The organism is Streptomyces bungoensis (assembly GCF_001514215.1).
Classification (GTDB): Bacteria; Actinomycetota; Actinomycetes; order Streptomycetales; family Streptomycetaceae; genus Streptomyces; species Streptomyces bungoensis.
Genome location: NZ_KQ948861.1, coordinates 51,641 through 64,155, shown reverse-complemented (window position 1 = coordinate 64,155; position 12,515 = coordinate 51,641). Strand labels below are relative to the sequence as shown.

Here is a 12,515-nt window from a genome sequence, read left to right as displayed (position 1 = left end):
ACCCCACCTCCCCGCCCCGGCCGGCCAGGCCAGGGCGGCCGCCGTCGACGACGCGGCGCGGCGGGTGGCGTCCGTGTCCGCAGGCGGGCAAGGGTCAGGCGGGCGATCCGCCCGGGGCGCGAGACCGGGGCCCGGCCGAGCACCGGCCCCTCACCCCACCCCACCCTCACCCCCACCTCATCTCCCCGCCCCGGCCGGCCAGGCCAGTGCGCGGGTGACGTCGGCGAGTGTGAGGATGCCGACGAGGCGGCCCCCGTCCATGATCAGGGCGCGGCGGGTGGGGCTCGACTCCAGGCGGGGCAGGAGGTCCAGTACGGGCTCGTCCGGGGTGGCCGTGACCACGTCGTCGAGGGGACGCATGACCTCGCGGACCGTCGTGCCCGCCCGCGCACCGGGCGCGGTCGCCTCGATGCGGCGGACGGTGAGCAGACCGGCCACCGAGCCGTCCGCCGCGAGGACCGGGAAGGTGGAGTGCCGGTAGTGGCCGAAGGGCCCCTCGGCCAGGAAGTCCGCGAGCGTCGCCGTGGCCGGCACGGTGACCGGGTCCCGTGTCATGACGCGGGCGACGGGCACACCGCCGAGGACGCCCCGGACCTCGGCCTGCCGGGCCTCCGCGGTGGCCGCGGCGATCAGGAACCAGCCGATCAGCGCCGCCCACAGGCCGGACAGGTCGCCCCGGAACAGGACGGCCGCGAAGCCGGTCACCACCATGAACCAGCCCAGCGCCCGGCCCGCCGCCGAGGCGCCCCGCGTGGCCCGCAGCCGGTCGCCGGTGCGGTGCCACAGGTACGCCCGCAACAGCCGGCCGCCGTCCAGGGGGGCCGCGGGGATCGCGTTGAAGACGGCCAGCAGCACGTTGATCGCGGCCAGCCAGGCGACGGCCTCCACCACCAGCCCCGACACGTGCAGCGCGTCCAGGCCCGCGGCCACGCCAGCCAGCACGCCGCCCGCGACCAGGCTGGTCAGCGGACCCACGCCCGCGATGCGCAGCTCGGCGGCCGGGGTCGGCGCCTCGCCCTGCAGGCGGGCCGCGCCCCCCAGCATCCACAGGGTGATGCCCTCCACCTGCACGCCGTTGCGGCGGGCGACCGCCGCATGTGCCAGCTCGTGCGCCAGCAGCGAGCCGAGGAAGACGACCGCCGTCAGCAGGGCCAGCGCCCAGTACACCGCCGGCGGGTGGCCGGGGTGGGCGGCGGGGAGGCGGCCGCGAGCCAGCGCGACGGTCACCAGGACGACGATGACCAGGACGCTCCAGTGCAGTCCGACCCGCACACCGGCGATCCGGCCGAGGGACACCGTCTCGTTCATCGACCTCGCCTCACCCGTTCCCTCTCAGCACCCCTCGCCACCTCACCTGGTGTCCCCGGCCTCGACCCCGTCCAGGGCGGCCCGGCCGGCCTCCAGACGGGCCACCGGCACCCGGAACGGCGAGCAGGAGACGTAGTCCAGGCCGGCGTCGTGGAAGAAGTGGATGGACTCCGGATCGCCGCCGTGCTCGCCGCAGACCCCGGTCTCCAGACCCGGCCGGGCGGCCCGGCCCTCCGCGACGGCGAGGCGGACCAGCCGGCCCACGCCCGCGCGGTCGAGCGTCTCGAACGGCGAGGCGGCGAAGACGCCCTTGTCGAGGTAGGCCGAGAAGAACGCCGCCTCGACGTCGTCCCGGGAGAAGCCCCAGGTGGTCTGGGTGAGGTCGTTGGTGCCGAAGGAGAAGAACTCCGCCTCCTCGGCGATCGGGCCCGCCGTCAGCGCGGCCCGCGGCAGCTCGATCATCGTGCCGATCGGGCAGCGCACGTCGACCCCGGACTCCTCGCCGACCTCGGCCAGCACCCGGCTCACCTCCGCGCGGGCGAGCCGCAGCTCCTCGACGGCGCCGACGAGCGGCACCATGATCTCCGCGCGCGGGGCGCCGCCCGCCCGGGTCCGCTCCACCACCGCCTCGGCGATCGCCCGGACCTGCATCGCGACCAGCCCCGGCACCACGAGCCCGAGCCGTACGCCGCGCAGGCCGAGCATCGGGTTCTCCTCGTGCATCCGGTTCACCGCGTCGAGCAGCTCCACGTCGTGCGCGTCCGGCCGGCCGCCCGTGGCCTCGGCGGTCGCGATCCGCACGGCCAGCGCCATGCGGTCGGGCAGGAACTCGTGCAGCGGGGGGTCCAGCAGCCGGATCGTGACCGGCAGGCCGTCCATCGCCTCGAGGATGCCCGTGAAGTCCCGCCGCTGCAGCGGCAGGAGCGCGGCCAGCGCCCGTTCCCGGTCGGCGTCCGTGCGCGCCAGGATCATCTCCTCGACGAGCTTGCGCCGCTCCCCGAGGAACATGTGCTCGGTGCGGCACAGCCCGATGCCCTGCGCCCCGAAGCGCCGCGCCCGCGCCGCGTCCTCGGGGTTGTCCGCGTTGGCGCGCACCTCCAGCCGCCGCACGTGGTCGGCGTGCTCCAGGGCGCGCGCCACCGCGGAGACCGCGCTGCCCGCCTGCTCACCGGTCTCCAGGTAGCGCACGGTCGCCGAGGGCACCGTCGCGACCGCGCCCGCGTAGACCTCACCGGTGGACCCGTCCACCGAGAGGACGGCGCCCTCCTCGACGACGGTGCCGTCCCGGGTGGTGAAGCGGCGCGCCTCCGGGTGGACGGTGATGTCCTGCGCCCCGCACACGCAGACCTTGCCCATGCCGCGGGCGACGACGGCCGCGTGGCTGGTCTTGCCGCCCCGCCCGGTCAGCACCGCCTGGGCGGCGACCATGCCGGGCAGGTCGTCGGGCGTGGTCTCCTCCCGCACGAGCACGACCCGCTCGCCGGCCGCGGCCCGCCGCACCGCCTCCGCGGAGTCGAAGACGGCCGCTCCCACCGCGGCGCCCGGCGAGGCCGGGATGCCGTGGGTGAGGGGCGCGCCGGTGGCGCCGGTGTCGAAGCGCGGGAACATCAGCCGCGCCAGCCCGTCGCCGCCGACCCGGGCCAGTGCCTCGTCGGCGCTGATCAGCCCCTCCTCGACCAGTTCGGCGGCGATGGCGAAGGCGGCCTCCGCGGTGCGCTTGCCCACGCGGGTCTGCAGCATCCACAGGGTGCCGCGCTCGATGGTGAACTCGATGTCGCACAGGTCCCGGTAGTGGCGCTCCAGGGTCTGCGCGTGATCGCGCAGCCGCCGGTACGAGCGCGGGTCGAGCCGCTCCAGCTCGGCGAGCGGTACGGCGTTCCGCACGCCCGCGACGACGTCCTCGCCCTGCGCGTTCGCCAGGTAGTCGCCGTACAGGCCGGGCCGCCCGGTGGCCGGGTCCCGGGTGAAGGCGACCCCGCTGCCGGAGTCCGCGCCGAGGTTGCCGAACACCATGCGCTGCACGGTGACCGCGGTGCCCAGGTCGTCCGGGATGTGCTCGCGCCGCCGGTACAGCCGGGCCCGCTCGGCGTTCCACGACCCGAACACCGCGAGGACCGCCTGCTGCAGCTGCTGGGCGGGGGACTGCGGGAAGTCGCGGCCCGTCTCGTCGCGGATCAGCCGCTTGTACGTCTCCACCAGCCAGGCCAGGTCGCCCGCGTCCAGATGCACGTCGTCGGGGGCCTCGCGGGCCTCCTTGAGCAGGGTCATGGCCTCCTCGAACAGGGCCGGGTCGACCCCCATGACCGTGCTGCCGTACATCTGGACGAGCCGGCGGTAGGAGTCCCAGGCGAACCGCTCGCTGCCGGACACCTTGGCCAGGCCGAGCACGGAGTCGTCGTTGAGGCCGATGTCGAGGACGGTCTCCATCATGCCGGGCATGGAGAACCGCGCCCCCGAACGGACGGAGACCAGCAGCGGATCGTCCGCCTGGCCGAGCAGCCGGCCGGCGCTCGCCTCCAGGGCCGACAGGTGCCGCGAGACCTCCGCCGACAGGCCCGCCGGCTCCTCGCCGGTGGCCAGGAAGGCACGGCAGGCCTCGGTGCTGACGATGAACCCCGGCGGCACCGGAAGGCCCATCCGGGTCATCTCGGCCAGGTTCGCACCCTTGCCGCCGAGCAGGCCGGCCAGGTCACGGCCGCCCTCATGGAAGTCGTACACGTAACGGCTCATCACGCCTCTTTTCGGCTCCGTGGTGCGGTACCGGTGACCTTCCAAGCGTCCGCCGGGGCGGGCCCGGCCGGGAGGTGCGCTCGGCCCCCGGCGGTGGGCCGACCGGCCCCCAAGGGGCGGGCGGGCGGACCGCCCGGGCCCGGGGACGGGCCACTCGGCCCATGGCAGCGGGCGCGGGCGCTGCCGCACGCTGAAGGAGTGCGGCACGGCATCCGAGCCCCTGAGCCTCCGGGAGGACGCCATGAACGGCACACCGACCGTGAACGACGTGATGACCCGCACCGTCGTCGCCCTGCGCACAGGCGCGGCGTTCAAGGACATCGTGCGGACCCTGCGGGACTGGCACGTCAGCGCCCTGCCCGTGCTGGACGGCGAGGGGCATGTCGTCGGCGTCGTCTCCGAGGCCGACCTGCTGCCCAAGGAGGAGTACCCCGAGGGCGACGTGGGCCACGGCGCGCAGGTGCGGCACCTCGCCGACGTCCGCAAGGCGGAGGCGGTGACCGCGGCGGGACTGATGACCGCCCCCGCCGTCACCGTGGCGCCCGAGGCCACCCTCGCCCACGCCGCGCGGCTCATGGCCCGCAGCGGGGTCAAGCGGCTGCCGGTCGTGGACCGGTCCGGTGCCCTGGAGGGCATCGTCAGCCGCTCCGACCTGCTGAAGGTCTTCCTGCGCGACGACGAGGACATCGCCGAGGAGGTACGGCGCGAGGTCGTCGTACGGCTCTTCGGCACCTGTTCGCCCCCGGTGGGCGTCGAGGTGCGCGACGGAGTCGTCACCCTCACCGGCCCCCTGGACGACCCGACGCTCGTCCCGCTCGCCACCCTGCTGGCACGCGCCGTGCCGGGCGTCGTGGACGTCCGCTGCGCCCTGACCGGGCACCGTCCGCACCCGCGGCGGACGGCGGTGGCGGGAGGAGGCGGCGAACGATGACACGCACACCTCTCACCCTCTCCGCGCCGACCCGGCTCTGGCGCTGGCGGCGCAACCCGCTCAGGCGTCGCAGCGACGTCGTGGAGGCCTGGATCGTGCTCGCGACCTGGATCCTCGTCCTGCTCGGCGGACTCCTCGCCGGTGCGGCGGCGGCCCAGGCCACGGACGCGTCTTTCGCCGCGCGGCGGGCCCAGGTGCACTCCGTCTCCGCCGTCCTCACCGACGACGCGGCGCAGACCCCGCCCGCCGCCTCCGGACTCGAGAACGGCCGGGTGTGGGCCGCCGTCCGCTGGACGGACCGGCACGGCGTGTCCCGCACGGGCCAGGCGAAGGTGTTCGCCGGCGCCCCGGCCGGAACCCGGGTCACCGTGTGGACGGACCGTACCGGCCGGCTGGTGTCCGCCCCGGTCCGGGGCGCCGAGGCGACCCTGCAGACGGTCCTGACCGGCGCCCTCGTCGCCCCGCCGGCCGCCGCGGCGGTATGGGCCGCGGGCTGGGCGGTGCGCACCCGGCTGATGCGGCGGCGCCTGGCCGAGTGGGACGAGGAGTGGAAGCAGGTCGGGCCCGAATGGCGGAACTACAGCGGGGGCAGGGGCTGAGCCCCCTCTGCGACACGTCACCGCGGGCGGTCGGCCGCGATGTGTCGCACTGAGCCCTCTCACCGCTGCCGGCCGGCCGAGCCGAGCCGCCCGTGCACGCCACCGAACCTTCGCCGGCCGCTGCGGCGGTGTGGGCCGCGGGCCGGCGGTGTGTCGCCTTCGGTTTCTGCGGCGGCGTCTGGCCGGTGGCGGTACTACAGCGGGGGCAGGGGCTGAGCCCCCTCACCGGCCGTCCGCCGTCACCGTGGGCGGTCGGCCGCAAGGCGTCAGCACCCCACGACCGCCAGGCCGCGACAGCGGGGGCTGCACCTCACCGCTGCCGGCCCAAGCCACCTGGCCTTCGCCGGTCGCTGCACGGCGCATTCGCTCCTGCGGCGGCGCCTGGCGGAAGGGGAGCGGGCGGAGCCACAGCGGAGGGCAGGGGGTGAGCCCCCCTCACCGCGGGCCGGCCGCCGGGACGAGTCGGCAGTCCACGGCCACCACGCCCTCGACGCCGCGCGTCATCCGGGTGGCCAGTGGGATCCGGTCGGCCTCGCGGACCGTTCCGGTCAGGGTCGCGACGCCGTCGGTGACGACGATGTGCACGGGCTCGACCGGTGCCGGGAAGAGGACGTCGACGACGTCGCGCCGGATCTCGTCGGCGAGGTCGTTGTCGGGGCGCAGGAACACCTTGAGCAGGTCACCCCGGCTGACCACTCCCTCGAGCACCCCTTCGGCGTCCACCACGGGCAGCCGCTTGACGTGCCGCACCGCCATGATCCGGGCCGCCTCGGCGACCGTGGCGTCGCCGTGCACGGTGACTGCCGGGGTGCTCATCAGCTCCTCCGCGGTCAGCGCCCCCGCCTTGGCCAGGTCGGGCAGTCTGCGCAGCTGGGTGAGCCGGTCCGGGTCGCTGTCCCGGAACTCCTCCTTGGGCAGCAGGTCGGCCTCGGAGACCAGCCCGATCACCCGCCCGTCGCCCTCCAGGACGGGTACGGCGCCGACCCGCGCCTGCTCCATGCGCTCGACGATGTCCTTGAACAGCGTGCCGCGGCCCACCCCGACGACGGCGCGCGTCATCACGTCGCTCACCCGCGTCATGTCAGGCCCCCGCTGCCGTAGGGCGCGTAGAGGTCGAGCAGCCGGATCCGGGAGGCGTGCAGCCGCTCGGCGACCACCTGCCCGACCCAGACCGCGATCGCCCGGCCGAACCCGGCGTCGGCTGCGCACAGCGCCAGCACCGGTTCGGCGTCGAACTCCCAGGCCCGCACCGGGCTCGTGGCCTCGGCGCCCAGGTGCCACACGTGCGGCGGGTAGTGCCAGGACCAGCCGACCAGCGCGCCCTGGCCGAGCGTCTCGATGACGGCGGGACGGCGGCCGGGCACGTGCAGGTCGAGGGAGACGGTCCCGGTGCGCACGACCCAGAAGCGGTCGGCGCGCCGGCCCTCCTCGAACAGGCGGGCCCCGGCGTCGTAGGAGACCTCGCGGGCGAAGCGCATCAGCTGCTCGCGGTGCGCGGGCGCGAGGGCCGTTGTCATGGTGATGGCGGAGGTCATCGCACCGCTTCCTTCCTGGGTCCCTGACCCCAGGGTGCGCGCGTCACCGCCTCCCGGCACCACGGGCCACGGCACACCACGCGAAGGACGGCACGCGAACGGCGGGAAGGCCCACCCGCTTCTCGCGGATCCGGATTGCGCGGTGCGCGGCTGCCGGCCGCTTCTCCGCGTCTCCAACGGGTCCTTCCCGCCACCACCAGGACACCACACCGGCCGCCGGGCCGCCAGGGCCGTTCGGCCCCGGCACGCCGCGCACGCCGCGCACGCCGCGCACGCCGCGCACGGCGGTCACGCGCGAACAGCGGTCACGGCGCGAGGGAGAAGTAGTTCTCCTCCTCCTGGGTGAAGTGCAGGCGCAGCACGGTGTTCAGCCCGTACAGGCAGGAGCGCAGGTCGTCGAGCTGTTCGGGGGACAGGCCGCCGCCGGCGTGGGCCAGTTCCAGGTGGGTGGTGATGCGGCGGGAGAGGCGCTCGATCTCGGTGTGGGCGCGGCTCATGGTGGCGGTGGCCTCCGGGCCGCCGAGCGTGGGGGCCAGCGCCGGGTACAGCTCGTGCTCCTCGGCGTGCTCGTGCGGCAGCAGCCGCTCGTCGAGCAGCCGGTGCGTCTCCTCCACCGCCGCCAGGGACTCGGGGCCGGGGGCGCCGGAGAGGCGGTCGGCGGCGTCGCGGACGGCTTCGAGGACGTCCTGGAGGTCGTCGTGCTCGGCGGCGAACCGGTGGATGAGCGCTTCGGCGGTGGGGGACAGGGCCGGTCGCGCCGTCCGGTCGACCCGCAGCGCGCGCAGGGCGTTGAGGATGACTGCGACGTCGATGCCCTCCTGGAGCAGGGCACCGACCGCGGGCGGCAGCAGCCCGGCGGCGGCCGCGGCCATGGCGGCCAGCGACATCAGCATGCCGCCGAGGGCGCTCTGGACGGCGATGCGCCGGGCGCGCTGGGCGATGGTGACCGCGTCGGCGAGGCGGTCGACCCGGTCGGTGGTCAGCACGATGTCGGCGGCCTCGGAGGAGGCGGTGGAGCCGCGGGCGCCCATGGCGACGCCGATGTCGGCGGCGGCCAGGGCCGGCGCGTCGTTCACGCCGTCGCCGACCATCACGGTGACCGCGCGCTCGCGTTCGGCGCGTACGGCGGCCACCTTGTCGGCGGGGGTGAGTTCGGCGCGCACGTCGTCCAGGCCGAGGACGGCGGCGACCTCGTGGGCGGGCGCGGACCGGTCGCCGGTGAGCATCAGCAGCCGTTCGATGCCCGCCGCCCGCAGGTGGCGCAGCGTGCGCGGGGCGTCGGACCGCAGCGGGTCGCGCAGCAGCAGCGCCCCGGCCAGCCGCCCGTCCACGGTGAGCCAGGCGACGGCCGCCCCGTCGAGGAGCGCCCGGTTCTCCACCGCCTTGGCCCAGCCCGGCCGGTCCTCGCCGAGGTCGACGCGGCCGATGTGGACGCGGTGCCCCTCCACGGTCCCGTAGGCACCCCGCCCGGGCTCCTCGACGACGTCCGAGGGGACCGACAGGGCGACCTTCCGTTCCCGGGCGATGTCGACGATGGCCCGGGCCAGGACGTGCGGCGAGTACTGGTCGAGCGAGGCCGCGAGCCGCACCACGTCCGTCGGGGTGAAACCCGGGCCGGCGGTGACGTCCAGGACGCGGGGCCGGCCGCGCGTGAGCGTCCCGGTCTTGTCCAGCAGGAGGGTGCGGGCGCGGCCGAGGTTCTCCAGCGCGCCGCCGTCGCGCACGACGACGCCGAGGCGCGAGGCGCGCGAGAGGCCGGAGACGATGGCGACCGGGGCGGCCAGCAGCAGCGGGCAGGGCGTGGCGACCACCAGCACGGCGACCGCCCGTACGGCCGAGCCGCTCAGCAGCCACGCCAGTGCGGCCACCGCGACGGACAGCGGCAGGAACCAGGCCGCGTACCGGTCGGCCAGCCGCACGACGGGCGCGGACTCGGCCCCGGCCTGCTGGGCGAGGCGCACGATCCCGGCGTAGGTGCTGTCGCGTTCGGTGGCGGTGGCGCGCAGTTCGAACGCGCCCGCGGCGTTGACGACACCGCTGCGCACCGTCTCGTCCCGGGTCCGTTCGACCTGGAGGGGCTCCCCGGTGAGCACGGACTCGTCGAGGACCGCCGCGGCGCTCTCCACCCGCCCGTCGACCGGCACCACCTCGCCGGGACCGACGACGAGCAGGTCGCCCACGGCGACCTCGGCCAGCGGCACCGTGGCGACCTCGGTGCCGGTGCGGCGGCGCGCCGAGCGGGGCGCGTGCTCCAGCAGGGCCCGCAGGTCGTGGGAGGCCCGCCGCTGGGCGGCCGCCTCCAGCGTGCGGCCGGTGGCCAGCATGAGCGCGATCAGCGCGCCCGCGAGGTACTCCTGGACGGCCAGGGTGCCGCCCAGCGCGAGGACGGCGATGAGGTCGACGCCCGCGTGCCCGTGCCGCAGGGCGCTCAGCACCCATCCGACGGCGGGGATCACGGCGGACAGCGTGCCCAGGGCCCAGAACAGATCGGCGAGTTCACGCGTGCCGGTCAGCCAGGCGACGCCGCCGGCGACCAGGGCCGCCGCGGTGACCGCCAGCAGGACGGGTTCGAGCCGTGGGGACACGACCGCCGTGGCCAGGCGGCGCAGCCGTGCGGGGCGGGTGGGGCGGTGGTCGTTCATGGCTTACCTCCCCGTCCATCACAGCGCACCCCCGGGTGCCGGCGGCAGGGTCGTCCGGCCCTGCTTGGGGGACCTCCTCCGCACGCCGTCCCCGGGCCGGGCTCGAAGGGCCACGACCGGTGACCGTCGGCCCGGGCGGGCGGCGGCCGGCGGGGGGACCATGACGGTGACGGCACCCGGAGCGCGCACCGAGGGAAGTGACGGCGATGTACTGGTACCACGGTCCCGGCGCATGGGGCTGGCTCGCCATGGCGATCGGCATGCTCGTCTTCTGGGCGGTGATCATCGTCGTGGGCGTGCTGCTCTTCCGGGCCCTGTCCCGGCCCGGCAGCTCCACCCCGACGGCGGCCCCCGGCCCGCCCCCCGCCGAGCAGCTGCTCGGCGAACGCTTCGCGCGCGGCGAGATCGACGAGGACGAGTACCGCCGCCGCCTGACCGTCCTGCGCGACCACACCGGCGGGGGGAAGACCTGACGGCGGTGTGGCCGCGCGCCGCCGCTCAGGGCGTGTGGACGCTGGGCCGGGGCGGTGCGGCCATGCCGTCGCCGAGGAAGAAGCTCGGCAAGAGGTGTCACGTGGTTGGGCATCCGGCCCGGGGGAACTCGGTGACGACTGTCGGAATCCAGTCCCCCGGAGGCGCATGTGGCGGTACGGCATCGCTTGATCAAGGCCGATCCCGCGTCGGTGTGGGAGGTCCTGGCGGACGGCAACCGGTACGCCGAGTGGGTGGTGGGAACCGGCGACTCCCGGCCGAAGCAGGGCCGGTGGCCGCAGGTCGGTTCCTCGATCGCCTACGAGATCCGGCTCGGACCGTTCCGGGTCGGCAACGAGACGGTCGTACGGCGCTGCCAGGAGGGGTCCGTGCTGGAACTGGAGATCCACGCGGGATTCCTCGGCACCGCCCGCTTCTTCATCGAGTTGCGGGAGTGGGGCGAGGACTGCCTGGTCATCGTCGACGAGCACCCGCTGGTCGGAGCCGGTGCCGTCCTGCACAACGTCGGTGTGGAGGCGCTCATCCAGGTGCGCCACCGCGCGATGCTCGCCCGGCTCGCCCGGTGCTGCGAGGACGGTGCGCGCGGGCGCCGGGAGCGGGCCGCGCGCCGGTCCCCGGCCGCCGGAGGAACCGCGCATGCCTGACGCCGTGGTGATCGGGGCCGGACCCAACGGGCTGGTGGCCGCGAACGTCCTGGCGGACGCCGGATGGAGCGTGCAGGTCCTCGAGGAGCAGCCCGAGCCGGGCGGCGCGGTCCGCCACGACCGCGGCGTGGACCCCGACTTCGTCAACGACCTCTTCAGCTCCTTCTTCCCGCTGGCCGCCGCGTCCCCCGTGATGTCCGCGCTCCGTCTGGAGGAGTACGGACTGCGCTGGAGCCACGCCCCGCACGTCCTGGCCCATCCGCTGACCGACGGCCGGTGCGCCGTGCTGGACCGGCGGATCGACGCCACCGCCGCCTCCCTGGAGGCGTTCGCACCCGGCGACGGGGCGGGCTGGCGGCGTCTGTACGACCTCTGGCAGACCCTGCACCCCGACGTGATGAACGCCCTGTTCACCCCGTTCCCGCCGGTACGGGCCTCGGCCCGGCTGCTGCGGACCGTGCGCGCGGCCGGCGGCCTGCGCACCGTGCGATCCCTGCTCCTGCCGGTGCGCCGGCTGGGGGAGGAGGAGTTCCGCGGCGAGGGCGGCCGGCTGCTCCTGGCCGGCAACGCCCTGCACGCCGACCTCGCCCCCGAGTCCGCGGGCAGCGGCGGCTTCGGCTGGCTGCTGTGCATGCTGGGACAGATGTACGGATTCCCGGTCCCGGTCGGCGGATCCGGTGCGCTGACCGCGTCGCTGGTCAGGCGGCTGCGCCTGCGCGGCGGAGAGCTCCGCTGCGGTGCGCCGGTCCGCTCCGTCATCGTCCGCGAGGGCCGCGCCGTAGGGGTGCGCACCGCCGACGGCGACACGGTGGCCGCCCGGAAGGCGGTACTCGCCGACGTGGCCGTGCCCGCCCTCTACCAGGAACTCGTCGGCCCCGAGCACCTGCCCGCACAGCTGCAGGAGGACCTGCGGCGCTTCCAGTGGGACTTCGCCACCTTCAAGGTGGACTGGGCGCTCGACGGCCCGGTGCCCTGGCGGACCGAGGGGGCGGCCCGGGCCGGGACCGTCCACCTCGCCGACGGCCTCGACGAACTCACGCGCTTCGGCGCCCAGATCGCCCTGCGCCAGGTGCCCGACCGGCCCTTCGCGCTGTTCGGCCAGATGACCACTTCGGACGCCTCCCGTTCCCCCGCCGGCACCGAGTCGGCCTGGGCGTACACCCACGTCCCGCACGACATCCGGGGGGACGCCGGCGACGAGGGCATCACCGGTGACTGGGGCCCGGCGGACCAGGAACGCATGGCGGACCGGCTGGAACGGCAGGTGGAGCGCTTCGCCCCGGGCTTCCGCTCCCGCATCCGGGCCCGCCGCGTCCTCGCGCCGCCGACCCTCGAGACCCTCGACGCCAACCTCCGCGACGGCGCCATCAACGGCGGCACCACCGCCCTCCACCAGCAGCTGGTCTTCCGCCCCGTGCCCGGTACCGGGCGGCCGGAGACCCCGGTCCGGGGCCTCTACCTCGCCTCCTCCGGAGCCCATCCCGGTGGCGCCGTGCACGGTGCCCCCGGTGCCAACGCGGCCCGGGCCGCCCTGCGCACGCACCGGGTGCCCGGCTTCGCCGCCGCCCAGCGCCTCCTCACCCGCCGGGACCGCACCGGCCGCGTCCGCTGATCGCCTGTCCGGCCGAACGTGC

At 75.8% G+C, this 12,515-nt stretch carries 10 protein-coding genes; 5 read left to right on the top strand and 5 right to left on the bottom strand.

The annotated features are described in order from the left end of the window. Positions 1–177: 177 nt before the first annotated feature. Positions 178–1,308 carry a site-2 protease family protein gene (locus tag AQJ66_RS21830; RefSeq protein WP_208611415.1) on the bottom strand — a complete coding sequence of 377 codons (1,131 nt, stop codon included), beginning with the start codon at positions 1,306–1,308 and terminating at the stop codon, positions 178–180. A 42-nt stretch (positions 1,309–1,350) separates the two neighbouring features. After that, positions 1,351–4,038, bottom strand: coding sequence for a pyruvate, phosphate dikinase (ppdK, locus tag AQJ66_RS21825; RefSeq protein WP_061924896.1), 2,688 nt, complete (start codon positions 4,036–4,038; stop codon positions 1,351–1,353). A 241-nt stretch (positions 4,039–4,279) separates the two neighbouring features. Between ppdK and AQJ66_RS21820 the strand changes: the two genes are divergently transcribed. Both AQJ66_RS21820 and AQJ66_RS21815 read left to right on the top strand, forming a co-directional pair. Continuing rightward, positions 4,280–4,969, top strand: coding sequence for a CBS domain-containing protein (locus tag AQJ66_RS21820; protein ID WP_061924893.1), 690 nt, complete (start codon positions 4,280–4,282; stop codon positions 4,967–4,969). Next, positions 4,966–5,568 (top strand): Rv1733c family protein, encoded by a 603-nt coding sequence (locus AQJ66_RS21815; protein WP_061924892.1) that lies wholly within the window; start codon positions 4,966–4,968, stop codon positions 5,566–5,568. The genes AQJ66_RS21820 and AQJ66_RS21815 overlap by 4 nt, the downstream gene beginning before the upstream one ends. 435 nt (positions 5,569–6,003) lie before the next feature. Here the strand turns inward: AQJ66_RS21815 and AQJ66_RS21810 are convergent, their stop codons facing one another. The 3 genes from AQJ66_RS21810 to AQJ66_RS21800 all read right to left on the bottom strand — a co-directional run bounded on the left by AQJ66_RS21810 (position 6,004) and on the right by AQJ66_RS21800 (position 9,745). After that, entirely contained in the window at positions 6,004–6,648 is a 645-nt protein-coding gene (locus AQJ66_RS21810; protein WP_061924889.1) for a CBS domain-containing protein, read from the bottom strand. After that, on the bottom strand, positions 6,645–7,103 hold the full coding sequence (locus AQJ66_RS21805; RefSeq protein ID WP_061924884.1) for a cyclic nucleotide-binding domain-containing protein: 459 nt from the start codon (positions 7,101–7,103) through the stop codon (positions 6,645–6,647). Before AQJ66_RS21805 ends, AQJ66_RS21810 begins: the two co-directional genes overlap by 4 nt. 305 nt (positions 7,104–7,408) lie before the next feature. Next, the gene (locus AQJ66_RS21800; protein ID WP_107119002.1) at positions 7,409–9,745 is read right to left on the bottom strand and encodes a heavy metal translocating P-type ATPase; all 2,337 of its coding nucleotides are present in this window, start codon (positions 9,743–9,745) and stop codon (positions 7,409–7,411) included. A gap of 206 nt (positions 9,746–9,951) precedes the next feature. Here AQJ66_RS21800 and AQJ66_RS21795 point away from each other — a divergent pair, with 206 nt between their 5' ends. The 3 genes from AQJ66_RS21795 (at position 9,952) to AQJ66_RS21785 (ending at position 12,493) form a co-directional block, all read left to right on the top strand. Next, positions 9,952–10,218 (top strand): SHOCT domain-containing protein, encoded by a 267-nt coding sequence (locus AQJ66_RS21795; RefSeq protein WP_061924882.1) that lies wholly within the window; start codon positions 9,952–9,954, stop codon positions 10,216–10,218. Positions 10,219–10,386: 168 nt separating this feature from the next. Then, positions 10,387–10,881 carry an SRPBCC family protein gene (locus AQJ66_RS21790; RefSeq protein WP_061924879.1) on the top strand — a complete coding sequence of 165 codons (495 nt, stop codon included), beginning with the start codon at positions 10,387–10,389 and terminating at the stop codon, positions 10,879–10,881. Continuing rightward, complete coding sequence (locus tag AQJ66_RS21785) at positions 10,874–12,493, top strand: phytoene desaturase family protein (RefSeq protein ID WP_061925291.1); 1,620 nt, start codon at positions 10,874–10,876, stop codon at positions 12,491–12,493. Before AQJ66_RS21790 ends, AQJ66_RS21785 begins: the two co-directional genes overlap by 8 nt. Positions 12,494–12,515: the final 22 nt, after the last annotated feature.

Excerpts from the sequence above, each read along its gene's own strand:
- AQJ66_RS21830 (WP_208611415.1), bottom strand. The coding sequence starts at position 1,308 with ATGAACGAGACGGTGTCCCTCGGCCGGATCGCCGGTGTGCGGGTCGGA.
- ppdK (WP_061924896.1), bottom strand. The coding sequence starts at position 4,038 with ATGAGCCGTTACGTGTACGACTTCCATGAGGGCGGCCGTGACCTGGCC.
- AQJ66_RS21820 (WP_061924893.1), top strand. The coding sequence starts at position 4,280 with ATGAACGGCACACCGACCGTGAACGACGTGATGACCCGCACCGTCGTC.
- AQJ66_RS21815 (WP_061924892.1), top strand. The coding sequence starts at position 4,966 with ATGACACGCACACCTCTCACCCTCTCCGCGCCGACCCGGCTCTGGCGC.
- AQJ66_RS21810 (WP_061924889.1), bottom strand. The coding sequence starts at position 6,648 with ATGACGCGGGTGAGCGACGTGATGACGCGCGCCGTCGTCGGGGTGGGC.
- AQJ66_RS21805 (WP_061924884.1), bottom strand. The coding sequence starts at position 7,103 with ATGACCTCCGCCATCACCATGACAACGGCCCTCGCGCCCGCGCACCGC.
- AQJ66_RS21800 (WP_107119002.1), bottom strand. The coding sequence starts at position 9,745 with ATGAACGACCACCGCCCCACCCGCCCCGCACGGCTGCGCCGCCTGGCC.
- AQJ66_RS21795 (WP_061924882.1), top strand. The coding sequence starts at position 9,952 with ATGTACTGGTACCACGGTCCCGGCGCATGGGGCTGGCTCGCCATGGCG.
- AQJ66_RS21785 (WP_061925291.1), top strand. The coding sequence starts at position 10,874 with ATGCCTGACGCCGTGGTGATCGGGGCCGGACCCAACGGGCTGGTGGCC.